The sequence below is a fragment of the Desulfonauticus submarinus genome (assembly GCF_900104045.1).
Lineage (GTDB): Bacteria > Desulfobacterota > Desulfovibrionia > Desulfovibrionales > Desulfonatronovibrionaceae > Desulfonauticus > Desulfonauticus submarinus.
Genome location: NZ_FNIN01000007.1, coordinates 55,963 through 75,384, shown reverse-complemented (window position 1 = coordinate 75,384; position 19,422 = coordinate 55,963). Strand labels below are relative to the sequence as shown.

The 19,422-nt window shown below is 31.5% G+C and carries 14 protein-coding genes, 1 tRNA gene and 2 pseudogenes; 7 read left to right on the top strand and 10 right to left on the bottom strand.

Annotated elements, in window-relative coordinates; translation table 11 throughout:
- Positions 1-6 precede the first annotated feature (6 nt).
- The 3 genes and pseudogenes from BLP60_RS07280 to BLP60_RS07275 all read right to left on the bottom strand — a co-directional run.
- A pseudogene (locus BLP60_RS07280) lies at positions 7-2,085 on the bottom strand (hybrid sensor histidine kinase/response regulator); the annotation flags it as partial.
- 735 nt (positions 2,086-2,820) lie between these two features.
- A pseudogene (locus tag BLP60_RS10775) lies at positions 2,821-3,087 on the bottom strand (Hpt domain-containing protein); the annotation flags it as partial.
- 76 nt (positions 3,088-3,163) lie between these two features.
- Positions 3,164-3,454, bottom strand: coding sequence for an STAS domain-containing protein (locus BLP60_RS07275; protein WP_092065545.1), 291 nt, complete (start codon positions 3,452-3,454; stop codon positions 3,164-3,166).
- Positions 3,455-3,855: 401 nt separating this feature from the next.
- Here BLP60_RS07275 and BLP60_RS07270 point away from each other — a divergent pair, with 401 nt between their 5' ends.
- From BLP60_RS07270 to BLP60_RS07260, 3 genes are all read left to right on the top strand, one after another.
- Complete coding sequence (locus BLP60_RS07270) at positions 3,856-4,665, top strand: phosphoribosylformylglycinamidine synthase subunit PurQ (RefSeq protein ID WP_092065543.1); 810 nt, start codon at positions 3,856-3,858, stop codon at positions 4,663-4,665.
- Positions 4,666-4,672: 7 nt separating this feature from the next.
- Positions 4,673-5,167, top strand: a complete 495-nt coding sequence (tadA, locus tag BLP60_RS07265; protein ID WP_234970972.1) for a tRNA adenosine(34) deaminase TadA — start codon at positions 4,673-4,675, stop codon at positions 5,165-5,167.
- A tRNA-Ser gene (locus tag BLP60_RS07260) sits at positions 5,144-5,238 on the top strand. The genes tadA and BLP60_RS07260 overlap by 24 nt, the downstream gene beginning before the upstream one ends.
- Before the next feature lie 130 nt (positions 5,239-5,368).
- Here the strand turns inward: BLP60_RS07260 and BLP60_RS07255 are convergent.
- The 4 genes from BLP60_RS07255 to hypF all read right to left on the bottom strand — a co-directional run bounded on the left by BLP60_RS07255 (position 5,369) and on the right by hypF (position 10,288).
- Positions 5,369-5,695 carry a hypothetical protein gene (locus tag BLP60_RS07255; protein WP_092065541.1) on the bottom strand — a complete coding sequence of 109 codons (327 nt, stop codon included), beginning with the start codon at positions 5,693-5,695 and terminating at the stop codon, positions 5,369-5,371.
- Positions 5,696-6,301, bottom strand: a complete 606-nt coding sequence (locus BLP60_RS07250) for a DUF8043 domain-containing protein (RefSeq protein WP_092065539.1) — start codon at positions 6,299-6,301, stop codon at positions 5,696-5,698. It abuts the gene before it with no gap.
- 134 nt (positions 6,302-6,435) lie between these two features.
- Entirely contained in the window at positions 6,436-7,965 is a 1,530-nt protein-coding gene (locus tag BLP60_RS07245) for a glycosyltransferase family 9 protein (protein WP_092065537.1), read from the bottom strand.
- A gap of 19 nt (positions 7,966-7,984) precedes the next feature.
- On the bottom strand, positions 7,985-10,288 hold the full coding sequence (gene hypF / locus BLP60_RS07240) for a carbamoyltransferase HypF (RefSeq protein ID WP_092065535.1): 2,304 nt from the start codon (positions 10,286-10,288) through the stop codon (positions 7,985-7,987).
- A gap of 48 nt (positions 10,289-10,336) precedes the next feature.
- Here hypF and BLP60_RS07235 point away from each other — a divergent pair, with 48 nt between their 5' ends.
- Both BLP60_RS07235 and uvrA read left to right on the top strand, forming a co-directional pair.
- Entirely contained in the window at positions 10,337-11,458 is a 1,122-nt protein-coding gene (locus BLP60_RS07235; protein ID WP_092065533.1) for an ATP-binding protein, read from the top strand.
- Positions 11,451-14,198 carry an excinuclease ABC subunit UvrA gene (gene uvrA / locus BLP60_RS07230; protein WP_092065531.1) on the top strand — a complete coding sequence of 916 codons (2,748 nt, stop codon included), beginning with the start codon at positions 11,451-11,453 and terminating at the stop codon, positions 14,196-14,198. Before BLP60_RS07235 ends, uvrA begins: the two co-directional genes overlap by 8 nt.
- 59 nt (positions 14,199-14,257) lie before the next feature.
- Here uvrA and BLP60_RS10655 read toward each other — a convergent pair whose 3' ends face one another.
- Positions 14,258-14,425, bottom strand: coding sequence for a hypothetical protein (locus tag BLP60_RS10655; RefSeq protein ID WP_200779120.1), 168 nt, complete (start codon positions 14,423-14,425; stop codon positions 14,258-14,260).
- Positions 14,426-14,446: 21 nt separating this feature from the next.
- Here BLP60_RS10655 and BLP60_RS07225 point away from each other — a divergent pair, with 21 nt between their 5' ends.
- Together BLP60_RS07225 and pgeF are read left to right on the top strand one after the other, a co-directional pair.
- Positions 14,447-15,007 (top strand): 5-formyltetrahydrofolate cyclo-ligase, encoded by a 561-nt coding sequence (locus BLP60_RS07225; protein WP_092065529.1) that lies wholly within the window; start codon positions 14,447-14,449, stop codon positions 15,005-15,007.
- A 7-nt stretch (positions 15,008-15,014) separates the two neighbouring features.
- Positions 15,015-15,755, top strand: a complete 741-nt coding sequence (gene pgeF / locus BLP60_RS07220) for a peptidoglycan editing factor PgeF (protein WP_092065527.1) — start codon at positions 15,015-15,017, stop codon at positions 15,753-15,755.
- A 74-nt stretch (positions 15,756-15,829) separates the two neighbouring features.
- Here the strand turns inward: pgeF and BLP60_RS07215 are convergent, their stop codons facing one another.
- A complete protein-coding gene (locus tag BLP60_RS07215) occupies positions 15,830-17,197 on the bottom strand; it encodes a sigma-54-dependent transcriptional regulator (RefSeq protein WP_092065525.1) in 1,368 nt (455 codons plus the stop codon).
- Positions 17,198-17,232: 35 nt separating this feature from the next.
- On the bottom strand, positions 17,233-19,419 hold the full coding sequence (locus BLP60_RS07210; RefSeq protein ID WP_092065523.1) for a sensor histidine kinase NtrY-like: 2,187 nt from the start codon (positions 19,417-19,419) through the stop codon (positions 17,233-17,235).
- Positions 19,420-19,422: the final 3 nt, after the last annotated feature.

The following is a 19,422-nucleotide window of genomic DNA, read 5'->3' as shown; positions in this document are numbered from 1 at the left end:
CCCTTTTTAAGCTGCCTTTTTAGCCAAGAAACTAAATATACTCTGCAATAATTTTTCCTTATCTAACTTGATTTGATAATCATCAATTCCAACTTCTTTGCCCTTTTCTATATCTTCTTCTCCTGCTAAAGATGTTAAAGCTATAACTGGCAAATGAGAAAAATTAGGACTTTCTTTTATAAGCTTAGTTAGTTCAAACCCATCCATATTAGGCATCTCAATATCTGTCACTACTACACTTATCTCATCTGGATGTTCATTTAAGTAATCCCAAGCAACCTGCCCATCTTCTGCAGGCACTACTTTATATCCTTCATCTTCTATAAACTTTTTAACCTGACTTCTAAAAAAGTCTGAATCTTCTACTAATAAAACCTTTTTCTCTCCTGTTTCTTTTCTAATTTCTTGTACTGCTTCTTTTCTTTCTTTAAACCAATCTGGATTTAAAGTTTCAAAAAATTCAAAAATATCTACTACCAAAGTAGTTTTGTCATTTAAAATAGTAGAGCCTGCAATTCCTGGCTGTTTTAAGGAAAAATCATCAATTTTTACCTTAGCTTCTACAGCATCTACAGGGGGAGTAGCCAAAAGACCAACTTCATGCCCACTCATCACAAACACAATTACTACCAAATCGCCCTCTAACTCTAAATGACCAATATTAGCCACTTCTTCTAAAGCAAAAATTGGCAAACTACCTCCTCTATATTTAATAACCTTTTTACCGCCAATAACTTCTATTTCTTCTGCTTTTATTAACTCAACCCTTGCAACTAAGTCCAAAGGTACTGCACATGCTTCTCCTGGGGCATTATTAAATAAGAACAAGGTATGCATCTCTTCGCCTTCTTGTTCTCTTTTTTCATCTCGTCTATCTTTTTCTTCTATATTAACTGCGGAAAGTTCAGCTAACTTTGCTAAGCCTACTACATCTAAAATTAAAGCAACTTTACCATCACCCATAATAGTTGCACCAGCATAACCTAAACAGTCTTTTAAATGACGCCCCAAAGGTTTTACTACTATTTCTACAGAATCGTGCAATTCATCTACTACCAATCCATACTTAAAAGATCCTGCTTGAGCGATTACAACTTTTACTGCTCCACCAGTTGCTTGATATTTTTGAACAAAATCACTTTCTTCAGCATCAAATTCTTTTAATCCTAACACCTCTGCCAAGCTTAACAAAGGAATAAGTTCTCCCCTTAAAATCAAAACATCTGCATCTCCAACCTTTTCAATCCTCTCCTTAACCTGACTAGCAGGGACTTCAATAAGCTCATTTACATTTACTTGTGGAATAGCAAATCTTTCTCCTTCAACTGAAACAAGCAAACTAGGAATTATAGCTAAAGTTAATGGCAATTTAATTCTAATAGTAGTGCCTTTGCCCAATTCTGTTTCTATATCAATTTGTCCACCTAGCTTATCTAAATTACTTTTCACTACATCCATTCCAACACCACGACCAGACACATCCGACACCTTCTCTGCAGTAGACAGACCTGGCAAGAAAATTAAATTCAACTTTTCCTTATCATTCATAGAACGAACTTGCTCTTCTGTAACCAGTCCTTTTTCTACTGCTTTTTTAGCTATGACATCAGGATCCATTCCTTTGCCATCATCTCGAATCTCTATGTTGACTTGTCCAGCAGCGTGATAAGCTTTTAAGATAATTTTACCTACTGGATTTTTTCCTTTAGCTACTCTCTCATCAGGAGGCTCTATGCCATGATCTGCTGAATTTCTAACAAGGTGGGTTAAAGGATCTGAAAGACCCTCAATAATTGTCTTATCTAATTCTACATCTTTTCCTTCTAATACCAGTTCTATTTCTTTTCCTAACTCTCTTGCCAAATCCCTAACCACTCTTGGGAATTTATTGAAAATATTGCCTACTGGTTGCATCCTAGTAAGCATAATAGCTTCTTGTAATTCTGAAGTAACTAAATCAATGCGCTGACTTGCAGTTTGTATATCGTGTTCATTCCCTTGAGTAATGGCCTGCATAAGCTGGTTTCTGCTAAGTACAAGTTCACCTGCTAAATTCATCAAGTTTTCTAAAAGACTTACATGAACTCTTAAAGTTTCAGCATGTACTGCAGCAACATGTGAAGCAGCCTTGGGCTGAGATTTGGGCTTGGGTTGAGATTTTTCAGTTTTTTTAACGGGTGTTACCTTGCTAACTGGCTTAGACTTTTTAACCTCCTTCTTAGCTTCCTCTACCTTCTCTTCTACTTTGGGTTCTGCTTTAACCTTTTGCTCAACTTCTTCTTTAACTTCTTCCTCAGAAGTAGTAACAGTTTCTTCCTCAGCTTGTACTTCTGACTCTGCTTGAGAAGTTTCCTGACCTTTTACCACATGAATTTGTTCTGCAGGTAAATCAAAAAGTGTATTTATAATATCTGGCTCAATTATAGTAGAATAAAGCACATATAATGGGATTTTATTACTAAATTTTCCATCTTCTAATGTACCTACAGCATCAAGATCCAACTTTATATCTATAATTTCACCTGTTGATTGTATATCTTTTACTACATCATAAGGCTGTTTATCTTTTTGATGAATATCATGAATAAGGTCAAACTCTATCAGATACACATACTTACCACCTTTTGTGGCTTGATTTAAATCAAATTCTTTAATGGTAAAAATTGTTCGACCACTTTTATCTTTTATATCCACTTCATTTATAACACTTTCTTGTTCTTTCTCAGGAAGACCACCAGAAGCAATATTCATAAGTGCAGTAACATGCTCTGAAATATCCATCTCATTGCTTTCTTCTATATTATCTATCAACTCAGATAATCTATCAAAAGCTAACAAAAGAATGTTAATAATCTCTGGATTTGGCACTAGCTCTCTATTTCTTATAAGATCTAAAACATTTTCTATTTTATGAGCAAGTTCCTTAATAGTATTTAATCCTAAAAAACCAGCTCCACCTTTAATAGAATGAGCTGCTCTAAAAACTTTATTAACTAATTCTTCATCAATATCTTCTCCCATTTGCTCTATAGACAATAAGTCTGATTCTATACTTTCTAAATGATCTCTAGACTCTTCCACATACATTTGTAAGGTTTCATCATCTAGCATACTCATAACTTTCACCCCTTTGTTAAAATTAAACTCTTAAAATCTTATATTATCAAGATATTTCTATATGTTTATCTAACCTCATTGTTTTAAAAAGATTTTTTATATCATCAGAGGCATTAATAATTTTTAATTTACCTCCTTTATTTTTCAAAGAATTATGGGTAGCTATTAAAATACCTATCCCAATAGAATCTACATAAGAAACTTTACTTAAATCTAAAACTAACTGAATACCTTGTGCGTCTTTATCAATTGCACCTGCAATAGCGTCTTTAATTTCTTGTGCTTTATTAGAGACTATATCCCCCTCAAGGGTTAGAGTAATTTCTTGCTCAGCCATATCTTCCTCCTGGTTATAGGTTTGACATTTATCAACACTATAATTTTTTTTTGACCAAAAAACAAGTAATTCTAGGCTTGATTCTTCAAGATTTTAATCTTTATTATAATTTTTATATAATTTTGACAACCATCTATTTTAAAAAATACTAAAATAATATCTTCATAATCAAAGTCATTTCAATGTAGTGTCGACTTACTGAAGTTAGTAAAAACAATGTCTTCTAAAACAAAAACTTAACAAATTAAGTTATCTAAATTTCCTAGGACATATATTGGCCTTGCAAATTAAAGTTAAATGGAATAATCTTTTTCCCCTCATTTTAACATTTTAACCTGTTGCTTTTCTTTTAAAAATACCATATTTAGAAGTTTTTAGAACAACAATTTAAGGATTTTTCTATGGCTCAAGCAAAAGTTTTAGTGATCACAGGATATGGAACCAACTGCGAAAGAGAAAGTGCCTATGCAGCAAAAAAAGCAGGTGCTGATGAAGTGCAAATTTGTTTTTTTTCTGACCTTATTCAAGAAAAAATTAACATTCAAAAATTTAACTTTCTCATCTTTCCTGGGGGATTTTTAGATGGAGATGATTTAGGAGCAGCTCAAGCTGCTGCTATTCGTTGGAAATATTCAAAAACTATTTCAGGAAAATCACTAAAAAAAGAATTAGAATCCTTTTTAAAAGAAAATAAAATAATTCTAGGAATCTGCAATGGCTTCCAACTATTAGCCAAGCTAGGCCTTTTGCCTGCTTTAAATAACAACTACTTTGAACGACAGGTAAGTCTAAGTTATAATGACTCTGCTAAATTTGAAGATAGATGGGTTTATCTAAAAATAAACCCTCAAAGTCCGTGTATTTTTACCAAAGACCTAGACTTTTTATATCTGCCTGTACGTCATGGAGAAGGAAAAGTTATTCCCTTTAACAAAGAAATATTAACAAAAATCCAAAAAAATAATTTAATCGCCCTTCAATACATGGATCCTAAAACAAAAAGCCCTACAGAAAAATATCCAGAAAATCCTAATGGTTCTCCTTTAGGCATTGCTGGCCTAACAGATCCATCTGGAAGAATTTTAGGGCTTATGCCTCACCCAGAAGCCTATAATCATCGCACTAATCATCCAGCATGGACAAGAAATATCTCATCTCCATTAGGAACAGTAATATTTGAAAAAGGCATAGAATATTTAAAGTCAAGTTAATCTCCTAATGTTATTTTTACAAAGTGTAGATTACCGCTCTTTAATGAATCAAGCTCTTAAAGAAGCTAAAAAAGCAATGCAAAAAGAAGAAATTCCTGTAGGAGCGGTTATTTGGGATATAAAACAAAATTCCATTATATCCTCAGCTCACAACTTATCTATCTCTCTTTGCAACCCCACAGCTCATGCAGAAATCTTAGCCATTGAAAAGGCTGCTCAAAAAATTAAAAATTATAGGCTTACTAATTGCATTTTAGTTGTAACCCTAGAACCCTGCATTATGTGTTTAGGTGCAATAGTACAAGCTAGGTTAGAAGGAGTAATTTTTGGAGCAAAAGATCCTAAAAGTGGAGCAATTTGTTCTTCTCTTGACTACACAAAACTAAAAGGCTTAAATCACTCTTTCTGGGTTATAAAAGGAGTTTTAGCAAAAGAAAGTGCTTCTTTACTTCAACATTTTTTTAGAGCTAAAAGAAAAGGAGAGGTACCGAAGTGGTCGTAACGGGGGCGACTCGAAATCGCTTTGTCCTGTGAAGGCAGGGCACGTGGGTTCGAATCCCACCCTCTCCGCCAGAAATAAAATTAATCCAGGATATGGTGAGTGGTTTTAAGCAAAACTCTCTTTTTTAATGGGATTTTCTCCCTATCTATTTAGGTAGGTGTTAGTCTTGCTTCTAAACCACTTTTCACCAATATCCCAGATTTAGCTCCTTTTATTAACGTATTTACTAAAAGATGATACTGGCATCACTGCTTGTTTATAACCTAAAAACCTTTGATTTTCCCTTCTAGTCTTTTTCAATTGTTCTCCTAGGGCTTCATGCAATTGTTTAGCAATTGCTAACACCTGGCTATTCATCTCTTGTAATTTCAAAAGCACTTCTAAGCTTAAATTGTTTTGTTTTAAAGCACTCTTAATCATTTCTGCCCGTCTCTTAGCGTGTTTTTGCACTTCTTCAATATTTTCTTCCTGAAGAGCTTTTATCTCATTTTCTACAATTTGTTTCAAATCACACAACAGTTGGCTCATTTAGTTATCCTTTCTGCTTTTAATCTGATCCCTAAATTCACTAATAATCTGTTTCCAATCATTTAAATGAGGAAGAAGTTCGTATTCAATTAGATCTGCCAATAAAATCCAATCTTCATTTTCTTGAACTTCCATAATTTCAGAAAACAACTCTGAAATTGTAGTAAGAGCACTTTCCAACCTAGGAGTATCTCCTAAACCACATTCTTGTCTAAGTACTGTAATCATAGACATAAAATCTCTTAACACTTGCAAAAAGTCTTGATACATATCAAGGGCTTCAAAATCATTTGCTTCTCTAAAAAGAGAACACACTTCTCCTCCTGCTTTTAATAAAAGATTGACAACTTTATACAACTCTCTTGTTATATCTCCTGCCATTTTATCTACAGAAACCGTTTTTATTTCAACCTTTTCAATCTCATCAGCTTCAATATCTTCTGCTTGATGAGGATAAATTTCTGAAAATACTTCATCATTTACATATACATCTGTAATAACTCTTCCATTTAATACATCATCTTCCATAACTTTTACCAATAAATCCTCTAGGTTAGCAAAATTTTTTACCTCAAGATTAAGCTGCTGACCATCAATAATAATCATTTTTAGTCCTCCTAAAAGACTTTTTTTCCTTTTAAAAAATAGAATTCAATAAATATACCAAATATACTGACCTTTAGATTTTTTTCATCCACATAATAATAATTAAATTTTTTTAAAAGAATAAACTACAAATATTAAATCTTATTTAGGACTGTATTCCAAAAAGAAAAATATCTATCGGTAATAGAAAGAAGAGATTCTATGCCTTTAGAATTTTGTTGAGAATGGATTAACCAAAGATGATATAGAGGGGAAAAAAATTTACTTTTATCTAAAACCATATTTAATTTATTATATATCTTATACACTTTTTGTTGTTTAAAAAATAAAGAAGAAGATCTAATCATATTTAAATATTCTTTAAAAATCAAAAAATAAGAAACTATTTCTTTTAACTCATTCTTTAATTCGTCTCTATAATTTATTTTTATATTTTCTATACAAATTAATTTTCTATTTAAAAGAAAGGAAAGATATATTTCTTGAGAAAATTTCATAAAATAAAATCTAGTATCAGTAGTTGACAACTTATTTAAAGAATAAAAATTATTTTTAAAACAAGTTCGATACGCTCTAACAGAATTAACTCTTATATTCTCAATATCAAATTTTTTAATAAACTTAAAAACAACATCAGGAGTAATTTTCTTTCTACAAATATAATTGGTACATTTAAATTTAAAAGAACAAGGATGACAGTTTAAGTTTGGTTCTAAACAGATTGAATTTTCTAAATAAGGTCCTGTATCCCAAGCTTGGGCTGTAGCCAAAAAAATAGCAATAACTCTTGTCTTTAGTCCTGCTGCCAAGTGCATTGTTCCTGTATCATTGGTTATAAGAAATTTTATTATTTTTAAAATACTACCTAAATCTTTTAAAGAGGTTTTACCTATTAAATTAACATAAGGAAAATCAGCTTTCTGAGCAAACCTGTTACCCAACTCTATTTCACTTTTACTCCCAACTAACACAGGAACATAGTCTAATTTTTGATAGCATATTCTTCCTAATTGAACAAAATAATCTAAAGGCCATCTCCGTTTATTATCACTAGCCCCTAGTTGAAAACCAATAAATTGACTATGATAAACAGTATTTTCTAATTTATTTTTCCATCTCTTAACTTCTGAAAAAAAGGGAGCTTGTAATTTTAAAGGAGAAAAATATGTTCTTTTATTATCTGCAATACCAATATTTAAGTCTACCAAATTCAAAGGAGAACAATTTCTAAATGCAGAAGAAGCTTGTAAAAAAGCTGCCCAATCATTGCTATATAGACCAAAGCCAAATTTATCTAATAAAAAACCTCTTGCCTTTTGAGTCAATAACAAAGTTAACAATCTAGCAGGTAAAGAAGGTGTCAAATTAATTACTTCTGAAGGAGAAAATTCTTCCTTTATTGTTTGAACAAAATCTAAAAGAACTTTAAAAGCAAAAGGCCATTTATTTTGATGAAGATCATCTAAGTGGGATAAAATCAATCCCCCAGGAAAAGGATAAATATTTGAAATATCTTTTAAAAAACAAGCTACTTCTGAAAAATTTTCAAGACAACATAAACCGACTTCTGCGTGTTCCTTTTTAGTAAGTAAAGAAATAAGCGGTTGCGTCTGGATCAAATCTCCAAATCTAGTCAAATTTATGACAAGAATCTTCTTTTTCATTTGCTAACTTTAACACTTGCTAATTAAAATTAGTGTTTCTTAATTTAATCTGACCATAAAATGCTTGTCCCAACGAAATACTGCCATCATTAGGTGGAAGTTTAGTATGTATAAGAGGAATAAGACCTTTCTTTTTTGTTTCTTCAGGAAGCAAGAAAGAAAAAGTTCTGTTTTGCATAACACCACCACTAAACCCTAAATATTTTATATTCATTTTTTTAGCCAAATCATGTCCTAAATTAACTAAAAGTTTAATAAGTGTAGAATGTAGCTTTTTACTAATAACAGCAAAAGAAACTTTGTTTTTAAAATCTACTAGAACTTGTTTAAAAAGGAATAATGTATCAACATAAACTAAACCTTTTTTTTCAAAAAAATTCCAATCGTATGTTTCTTGGCAATCTATATTACTTTGAATCTTTTCTAGTAAAATTGGCCCTTGTCCTTCATAGGAAATTACATTTACCAATCCAAGCAAAGAAGCCACTCCATCTAAAAATCTCCCCAAACTAGACGAAAGAGGACAATTAACACCTTTTTCTAACATCTCAAAAATTATTTTTTCTGCCTTAAAAAACTCTTTTTTCCATTTCCAGTTATAACCTAAATCTTCTCCTATTTTCCAAAGCAAAGCATATGCAATTCTCCACGGCTCTAAAACTGCTTTTTCTCCTCCTGGCAACGGTATGGGATCAAATGTAGCCAATCTATAGTGCTCTCCTTTATTAGGATCTACATAAATAAGCTCAGCCCCCCAAAGATTACCATCTTCACCAAGGCCCGTTCCATCAAGGGCCCAAGCAAGCACAGGACTTTCTATTTTATTTTCAGCCACTAATGAATAAATATGAGCAAAATGATGCTGAAGAGAAAGAATAGGTATTTCTTTCTGTTCTTGAGCAAAGTTAGTGCTTAAATAATCTGGATGTAAGTCGCACACAATAAGTTCAGGCTTAACTTCTAGAATCTTTTGCAAGTGTTCTATTGTTTCTAAAAAAAACTTATATGTTTCCAGATTTTTTAAATCTCCTATATGCTGGGACACAAAGGCTTGATCTTGCTTAATGACGCAAATAGTATTTTTTAATTCAGGACCTACTCCTAATACACATTTTCCTTTTTGAGCCAAAAAAATAGGCGTAGGAACATATCCTCTTGCTCTACGAAAAAAAAGTTTTTTTTCTCTATTCAAAGCCACCACACTATCATCACACCTAATTAAAATATCTCTATTATGAAAAAGAAAAAAATCAGCAATGTGACTTAATCTAGAAAACGCTTCTCTATTGCCTAAAGAAATAGGTTCTGACGAACTATTTCCTGAAGTCATTACTAACACAGGCAAGTCTTCTCCCAATTCTTTTAAAAATTTAAACAAAATAAAATGTAAAGGAGTGTAGGGAAGCATTACTCCCAATGTATTTGTATCTGGGGCTAAATATTCATTTAAAAAACAATTTTTTCTTTGCAAAACCACAATAGGATGAGCGGGACTTGTTAGGACATTGGCCTCAAAATCATTAACCTCGCAAATTACTTTAACATCTTGAAGATTATCTACCATTACAGCCAAAGATTTATGTGGTCTGTTTTTACGTTTTCTAAGTTCTAAAACAGCCTCAGAATTTTTTGCATCACAAGCTAAATGAAATCCTCCCAGTCCTTTTATAGCTATAACCTTCCCATTTAGTAAAAGTTCAGCTACCTTTCTCAACGCATTTTCTCTTTCTTCTAAAAGCTCACCTTTTCTATTGACCAACCACACATGAGGACCACATTCTGGACATGCATTTGGCTGTGCATGAAATCTCCTATCCAAGGGATCTTTATATTCAGCAAAACACTTTTCACACATAGGAAAACAAGACATAGATGTTTTAGCTCTATCATAAGGAATAGAATAAGTAATTGTATACCGAGGGCCACAATTAGTACAATTTGTAAAAGGATATAAATATCTTCTATTATTAGGATCAAAAATATCTTTTTTACAATCATCACAAATACAAACATCTGGACTAATTAAAACATTATGACCATCTCCTTTTTGACTTAAAACAATATTAAACTCGCTCTCTTCTCTACAAAAATCTATATCCTTAACCTTTAAATCTACTATCTTAGCAAGACGAGGAAGTTTGTTTTGCAGGTTATATATAAACTTATCTAAAGACCGTTCCTCACCTTGAATTTCTATAACCACTCCTAAAGAAGAATTTTTCACCCAACCTGTTAACCCAAGCTCTTTAGCAAGACGATATACAAAAGGTCTAAAACCAACTCCTTGAACTCTTCCATTGACAATTATCTGTTTTCTAGTCACAAATAACTCCTAAAACAAAGTTAACATTTAAACCTTGAGGACAAAAAAATGACAACTAACTCTGTCCTTTCACCTAAAAAAATCAAAAAAGTAATCCAAGAAATTAGTAAAGATAAAGATATTCTTACAACTCTAAATGCAATTGTAAACCCCATACTTTTAATCCTGCCAAATCGTCAAATCGTATTCGCCAACATCAATTTTTTTAAAACATTTAATACTACTGCAAAACAAACTGTGGGGAAATATATTGGAGGAGCATTAGGATGTGTAAATACACTGGAAACAAATGAAACATGTGGAAATACAAAATATTGTCTTTATTGTGGAATGCAAAAAGGATTTGAAAACCTTAAAACAAAAACTAGATTCTACGAGGAATGCCATATACTCACTAAAAATAGTGGCAAAATTGATACTATTGATATCCTTGTTCAAGGAAAAAAAATTTATATTAAAAATCAACCTTTAATTTTAGTTAATATAATAGATATAAAAAGCAAAATAAGAAGATTTACTCTTAGAAATTATGTAATGAGTAAAGTAATAGATTCCATATCTGCTATAAAATTATCTATGGAAATAGCTTCTGAAAAATGTGATGATGATTTTTTAAGTCAAGGTTTAGAAGAAATAAACAGACTTATTGAAAACCTTAAAAAATTTAAAATCATTGTATTTGCGGAGGATAAAAGTTTAGATAAAAAAGTATCTTTTTTCTCTTCCTTTGACGTACTAAAAGCTAGCATAAATACAATTTTATCCTATCGAAGCAGTTGGATAGAAAGAATTAAGATCGTTGATCAGTGCGAAAAAATAAACTTCTGGTCAGACTTTAGTTTAATTAAAATTATTTTAGAAAATTTTTTATTAAATGCTTTGGAGTATAGTCATGACGATGTATGGTGTGGGATTAAAAAGCAAGGTACAAATATTTTATTTTGGGTAAAAAATAAAGGTATAATTAATGAAGAAACAGAAGCTAAACTATTCAAACCCATAGCAAGTGAACATGGTCTTCTTACTGGATATGGAACTTATTTAGCTAAGTTATTAGGAGAAGGTGTTTTAAATGGAAAAGTATGGCTAGAAACTAATCCAGAAAATCAAGATATAACATTCTTTTTAAAACTCCCAGAGTCCGAAAACCATCCAGAATTAAATGAATAAAGAAATCAGCATCTATTCAGCCCATCAACACAATTTAAAAAACATCAATCTCAACATTCCTAAAGAAAAATTAGTAGTTATTTGTGGACCAAGTGGTTCTGGTAAATCTACATTAGCATTTGATATAATCTATGCTGAAGGACAACGACGTTATGTAGAATCTTTATCCGCATATGCCAGACAATTTCTTCCTAAATTAGATAAACCTAAAGTCAAAAAAATAGAAGGCCTATCTCCAGCCATTGCCATAGAACAGCAAAATATTTCTAAAAATCCTCGTTCCACAGTAGGTACTACTACTGAAATCTATGACTTTTTAAGAGTCCTTTTTGCAAGAGTAGGAGAAGCATTTTGCCCCAAGTGTGGAAACAAAATACAATCTCAAACAAGTGATGAAATAAAAAAACAAATTTTAAATTTACCTGAAGAAACAAAATTTATCTTATTAGCACCTTTAAAAGAAAATCAAAAAGGCTCCTTTAAAGAACTTTTTATAAGTCTTAGAAAACAAGGATTTATCAGAATTCGTATAGATGGAGAAATTTATCTTTTAGACTCTCCTCCTAACCTAGATAAAAACAAAAAACATACTATAGAACTTGTTGTGGACCGTCTAATTTTAAAACCAAATATACAAAAAAGGCTATCAGATTCTTTAGAACTAGCTCTAAAAATGGGTAAAGGTTTATTAAAAGTATTCTTACCTGAACCTAAAGAAACTCTTTTCTTTTCCACTCATGCTGTTTGCCCTATTTGTAAAATATCTCTACCCACATTAACCCCTCAACTTTTTTCCTTTAACAGCCCACAAGGTGCTTGTCCTTATTGTTCAGGTTTAGGACACATAGATTATTTTGATCCTCACCTTATAGCTCCTGATTTAAATCTAAGCTTGCAAGATAAAGCAATTTTGCCCTGGAGAAAAAGTAAAATACTTTCTAAATATGAATCAGTATTAAAAACCATTGGGAAACATTATAATTTCTCTTTAAATACTCCTTTAACAAAGTACTCAAAAAAAGCATTAAAAGCCCTCTTTTGGGGAGATAAAACTCTAAATTGGTCAGGAGTTATTCCTATTTTAAAAGAACTTTTTAAAAAAGACATATTTTGGAAAAAAGAATTAGGGCTCTTTTTAAATACTGAGAAATGTCCACAATGTAATGGAACACGATTAAAACCAGAAAGTTTATGTATAAAGATAAATAACCTAAATATCTTTGAAATAACGAATATGTCTATAGAACAATTATTTACTTTCTTCTCTAATATTTGTTTCTCTGAGCAAAAACAAAAAATAGCTAATCCTCTTATAGAAGAAATAAAAAATCGTCTTAAATTTCTAATCAATGTAGGATTAAATTACATAAGTCTAAATAGGACCATGTCCAGCCTTTCAGGAGGAGAAGCTCAACGTATTAGATTAGCATCCCAATTAGGTACAGGTCTAACAGGAGTAATTTATGTTTTAGATGAACCTACCATAGGATTACACCCCAAAGATAATAAAAGACTTTTAAAAACTCTTGAAGAATTAAAAAATAAAGGAAATACTGTAATTATAGTAGAACACGATGAAGATACTATCCTAAAAGCTGACCATATCATAGAGTTAGGACCACAATCTGGAGAAAAAGGAGGAGAAGTAGTTTTCACAGGAACAGCAAATCAACTAAAACAAGCTAATACTCTAACAGGAAAATATTTAAGAAAAGAACTAACCTTGCCTATACCAGCTAGAAGACGAAAACCAAAACACTATCTATTTTTAGAAGGAGTTAATACTAATAATCTTAAAAATATAAATTGCGCCATTCCCTTAAACACACTTACTGTAGTAACAGGAGTGTCTGGGTCAGGAAAAAGTTCTCTAGTAATAGATACTTTATATAAACACCTTGCTTTAAAAAAAGGACAAAAAATTAATAATCCTGGGAAATTAAAACAGTTAAAAGGAGATGAGTATATTGAAAGAGTGTTTATCATAGACCAAAGTCCAATAGGAAGAACACCCAGATCAAACCCTGCTACTTATACCAAAGTTTTTGATGACATAAGACAAATATTCGCTAACACCCTTGACTCTAAAAAAAGAGGCTATAAACCATCTAGATTTAGCTTTAACTTAAAAGGCGGAAGATGTGAGGCCTGTAATGGTGACGGTCAAATAAAAGTAGAAATGCACTTCCTGCCAGACATATATGTTACTTGCGAAATTTGTAAAGGACAACGCTATAATAAAGAAACATTAGAAGTACGCTATAAAGGGCTTAATATTGCTGAAGTTTTGGAATTAACGGTTAGTGAGGCCAAAGAAATCTTTTCTAATCATCCTGCAGTAGTGAGAAAACTGCAAATTCTAGAAGATGTTGGATTAGAATATCTAAAGCTAGGTCAACCAGCTACCACACTAAGCGGAGGAGAAGCCCAACGCATTAAACTTTCAAGAGAACTTAATAAAAAACATTTACCCAATACCCTGTATCTTTTAGACGAGCCCACCACTGGTCTTCATATGCATGAAGTAGGAAAATTAATTAATGTTTTAAACCAATTGGTAGAAAAAGGAGCATCTGTAATTTTAATAGAACACAACATAGAGGTAATAAAATCTGCTGATTTTATCATTGACTTAGGCCCTGGAGGTGGAGAATTCGGGGGCAAAATAGTGGCCACAGGAACTCCCGAAGAAATAAAAAATAACCCTGATTCTATTACAGGAAAATTCTTAAAATTTTAAAAAATATCATCAACTCTGAATCAAATTCATAAATTGTTAACACCTAAAATTTAAGTGAGTTATTTATCTTTTTTATTTTTTAAAATAAAAACCCTTGTCAAACCTGCAAAAAAACCACTAAATACTCCAAGGGCAAGAGAACGAGCAGGATCTAAACCAAACCAACTGGCAATAAGACCTATAGAGGCGCCTAAAATAACAGCCCGAAATAAAACTTCACTTTTCATAAAAAACTCCAAGCTAAGCTTATGGATAAAAAAAAATTACGCCAACATTTATTAAACTTAAGACAATCTTTATCTCTAAAAGAAGTCAAATCTAAAAGCAATAAAATAACTTCTCATATCCTAAAAAACTTTTCACTGATTAAAAATAGCAAAATATTCTTATATGTTCCTATAAGAAATGAAGTAGACACCTGGCCCCTTATATTTTATTGTTGGGAAAATCACATTAAAACTTATTTTCCAAGATGTGAACAAGTACCAGGGAAAATGTATTTTTATCTTGTCCAACAAAAATCAGAATTATCTCCAGGAAAATTTGGTATTTTAGAACCATCTAAAAAATGCCCAATATTTTCAGGAACACCACCTCAAATAATTTTTTTGCCTGGAGTTGGATTTGATTTACGAAAATATAGATTAGGATATGGTGGAGGATATTATGATCGTTTTTTAAATAAACCTATATTCCAAAAATCAATATTAGTTGGCTTGGCCTTTAATTTTCAAATTGTAAAATCTCTTCCCATTGAAGAATGGGATAAAAAAATGCATTTTATTGTAACTGAAAATAAAATTTTTTAATAGACAAATGACAGAAAATCCCTATTTAATATCATTCCAATTTCCACATGTAAAACATATTAAAATATTTTTTGGTACACGATTGGGTGGTTTTAGTACTAAACAATATACTGAATTAAATATCTCTTTAGAAGTTGGAGATAAAAAAGAAGATGTTTTAAAAAACAGAACTATTATAAAAAAATATTTAAATATTAACAATTGGCAAGAACTAAAACAAATTCATGGAACAAATATTATAACAACTAACTCCCCTTCTGAAAAAATATGCGAGGGAGATGGAATATTTACTGCTAGTTCAAATTTAGCTCTTTTAATTAAAACAGCTGACTGCCAGCCCATATTTTTTACAGATATAAAAGGACGATTTATAGGAGCTATTCACTGTGGATGGCGTGGAAATGTGCTTGATTTTCCTATTTTAGCGATAAAAAAATTCTGTCAAAACTACTCTATTTTACCACACGAAATTTTCGTTGTAAGAGGACCTAGCTTAGGTCCTTGTTGTGCAGAATTTATCAATTATAAGTCAGAAATTCCTAAAAAATTTTGGTCATTTATAGATAAAAATACTAAAAAGCTAGACCTTTGGTCTCTCACCAAACACCAACTAAAACAAGCAGGCGTATTATCTTCTAATATATTCAATGTAGATATTTGTACTGCTTGTAATCCAAATTTATTTTTTTCCTATCGTCAAAATAAAATATGTGGAAGACAAGGAAATTTAATTTTAAAAATAGCCTAACTATTTTTAATTAGATCATTACCCAAAATACCCAAAATCTAGATTAGCAACAAAAAAACAATTTCTATCCATACTTACTTTAATAAGTTATAATACTTCAATTTTTTATATAAATATGTTCTTTCTAAACCAATAAGCTTAGCCAATTCTGTTATATTCCCGTTTACTTCTTTTAATCTCTGAGCTAAAAAACACTTCTCAAATTCACTTTTTGCCTGTTTAAAATTTTTAGGAAGCTCGGTTAATAATTTAATTTCGGTTTGTTCCTGATGATCTGTTTTGTTGTCAGTCAAGTAGTCTCCGGGTAAATCCTCAGGAAAAATAGTTTTACCCTGATATAAAATAAACATCCTCTCTATAAAATTCTTTAGTTCTCTAACATTGCCTGGCCAAGGATAATTCTTTAGAATAGACAAACACTCTTTTGAAAATTTTAAAGGTTTAAAATTATGTTCTTGACTCAAAAATTGAATAAACTCATCTATTAGAATAGGAATATCTTCTTTTCTCTCTCTTAGAGGAGGTACTTCCAAAGGAAAAACTTTTAATCTAAAATAAAGGTCCTGTCTAAAATTTCCTTTTTTAATTTCTTCTTCTAAGTCTTTATTTGTAGCAGCAATTACTCTTACATCCACTTGAATTGTTTTATTTCCTCCAACTCTCTCAAATCTCTGTTCTTGGAGAATTCTCAAAATCTTAGCCTGCGTTTTTAAACTCATATCACCAATTTCATCTAAAAAAAGAGTCCCTCCATCTGCCAGCTCAAACTTTCCTTTTTTAGCTTCTACCGCCCCCGTAAAAGCACCCTTTTCATGTCCAAAAAGTTCTGATTCTATAAGCTCTTCAGGGATAGCAGCACAATTTACAGCAACAAGAGGTTTACTTGCTCTTTTACTCTGGCGATGTATAGATCTCGCTACTATTTCCTTGCCAGTACCATTTTCTCCTGTAATCAGCACCCACGCATCTGTTGGAGCTACTTGTCTAATCAATTTTTTCAACTTCTTAATAGCATAAGAATTACCACTTACTTCACTAACTTTATGAGATAAACATGACTTTAATTCTCTATTTTCTTGTCTAAGCCTAGCTAACTCCAAACCTTTTTCAACTACCAAAAGTACTTTTTCTAAAGATAATGGCTTTTCAATAAAATCATAAGCTCCTATTTTTATTGCTTGAACTGCAGTCTCAATAGTTCCATGCCCTGAAATCATAACCACAGGTAAATCTGGCAACACTTCATGAATCTTTTTTAAAACTTCAATTCCATCTATTCCTGGCAACCATATATCTAAAAAAACTAAATCAACCTTAAAAATTAACTCTAACCCTTCCTCCCCTGAAGGAACTTCTATTACTTCATAACCCTCATCTTCTAAGATACCTTTTAAAGAAAACCTGATATCTTCTTCATCATCTATAATAAGAATTCTTGGCATCCTCTATTTTTCCCCTAAAAATTTTAATCTAAACTTTATACTGGTAACTCTATAACAAAAATAGTGCCTTTTGGTTTGTTTCCTTTAACTCTTATATAACCATGATGATCACTTATAATTGTTTTAACAATTGCCAATCCTAAACCTGTACCACCCTTTTTTTTGGAAAAATAAGGCTCAAAAATTTGCCCAAGTTCCTCAGAAGGTAGTCCTGGGCCATTGTCCTTTATTTCTATAAAAAGTTTATTTAATGATTTCTCCCAAAATACATCTATATTTACAACTTTTTCACTCTGTTGGCTTAACGCTTCAGCAGCATTTAAAAAGATATTAATAAATGCTCTTTTTAAAGCATCTCTATCAAAGTAAAAAGAAGGAATCTCTGTTTTAAAACTCAAAATCCAATTAACTTGCGGATAAGTATTTTGAAAATCCTTTACTGTTTCTTCCAATAAAGGAGCTAAATAATCTTTCCTTAACTCTACCTCTGGTAATTTAGCAAAATTAGAAAAATCTTGCACTAATTCTTTTAAATGATCAACTTGTCTTACAATAAGTTGAGTACATTCTAAAAAAGTGTTATCTTTTATTTTTAGGCCAAACTTCTTTTCCAACCGCTGCGCAGAAAGTTTAATTGGAGTTAGAGGATTTTTAATCTCATGAGCGATCCTTCTTGCAACTTCTCTCCAAGCTGCAATTCTTTGCATCTTCTCCAATTCAGTAATATCTTCAAACACTAAAACTATATCCCCCAATACTCCTGCTTCTTTTAAACGCACTGCACTAATCAAAAGTTTTAACTGTCTTTCGCCTATCCCTAAATCAACCTGCCTCTGCCATTGAGACGTAGGAAATAAATTTAACTGTTCTCTAATTTCTTCCAAAAGTAGAGCATACTCTGTTTGTAAAAGTTCCACTGGCTTTCTACCTAGAATATCTTCTTTTTTTACACCTAAAATTATTTCAGCAGCTCTATTAACAGTAGTAATTTCCCCTTTGCCGTTTAAAGAAATCACTCCTGCAGTAATATTATTTAAAACAGCCTGAATATAACTATTCTGACTAGCTAATTCTAAATTCTTCCTTGCTAACCTCCGATTAACTTCATTTAAATTTTCCTGACTATTTTTTAAATCTTTTGCCATAGCATTAAAAGAATGAACTAACATACCTAACTCATCATCAGCACTATCTTCTAAATATACATCCAAATCTCCCCTTGCGATACGTTGAGTACCCACTGCTAAGGCTTGCACAGGAGCTGAAATCTCTCTGGATAATTTAAAACCAAACCACGTTGAGCCAAAAATAATAACAAGAGTCATAATTCCTAATGTCGTATATAAACCAACTTTAATAGGTTGCTTTAAACTTTGAAGATTTTTGTATTCTTCTAAGCCTCTGGCTATAGAGTCTAACTTTTGCCACAACCCTCCCTCTAAGTCTTCTCCTACCACTAAATAACCAGTTTTTCCTTTATCAACTGGCCATATCCCTATCATTAAGTCAATTTCATTTGCAGGATAAATAGCTGAAAAATATATAGGATTTTTTTTAGGTTCTGCTGAAAAAATTTCCTTTTTTATTCTTGGCCAATATCTTCTCCAATATTTAGTATCATGCCAATTCTGCTCTCGTCCCTTAGGAGTTAGCACTCCCACTAGACTCAGCCCATATTCTCTCTGTTTTCTCACTAAAAATCTATCCATTCCTTTTCCGCCCCATAAAAACCTATTCTCGCGGATTTGATTTACTAAAAGCCCTGCTATTTTCTCCAAACGCTTTTTAGAAGAATTATAAAAAGTCTGAGCAACTTCTAAAGATTCTTCTAAGGAAGTCTCTACTTGGGAGCGAAACCAAAAATCTACAGAAGTTTGCACAAGCCTTACAGCAATAAAGAACATTAATAGAGTTGGAATAAAAGAAAGAGATACAAAAACGACTACTAATTTTGTTCTTAGTTTTGATCCCAAAACCTTTCGTTTACGTTCAATAAGCAATTTAAAAACATTTCTAATGACCAAAAACAAAACTAATAATAGTAAGATGAGATTTAAATTAAACAGAGCTAAAAAAAGATAGGAATTAACACCAAAAAATTTTAGTTCTATCCAAGTAAACCCTAAGATAGCTAGAATACCTGCAAAAGCTGCTAAAATTTCCCGTTTACGTCTTTTTTTCTCTCGAAAATCTTTAGGAGAAATCTCTATTTTTTGATTCATAAA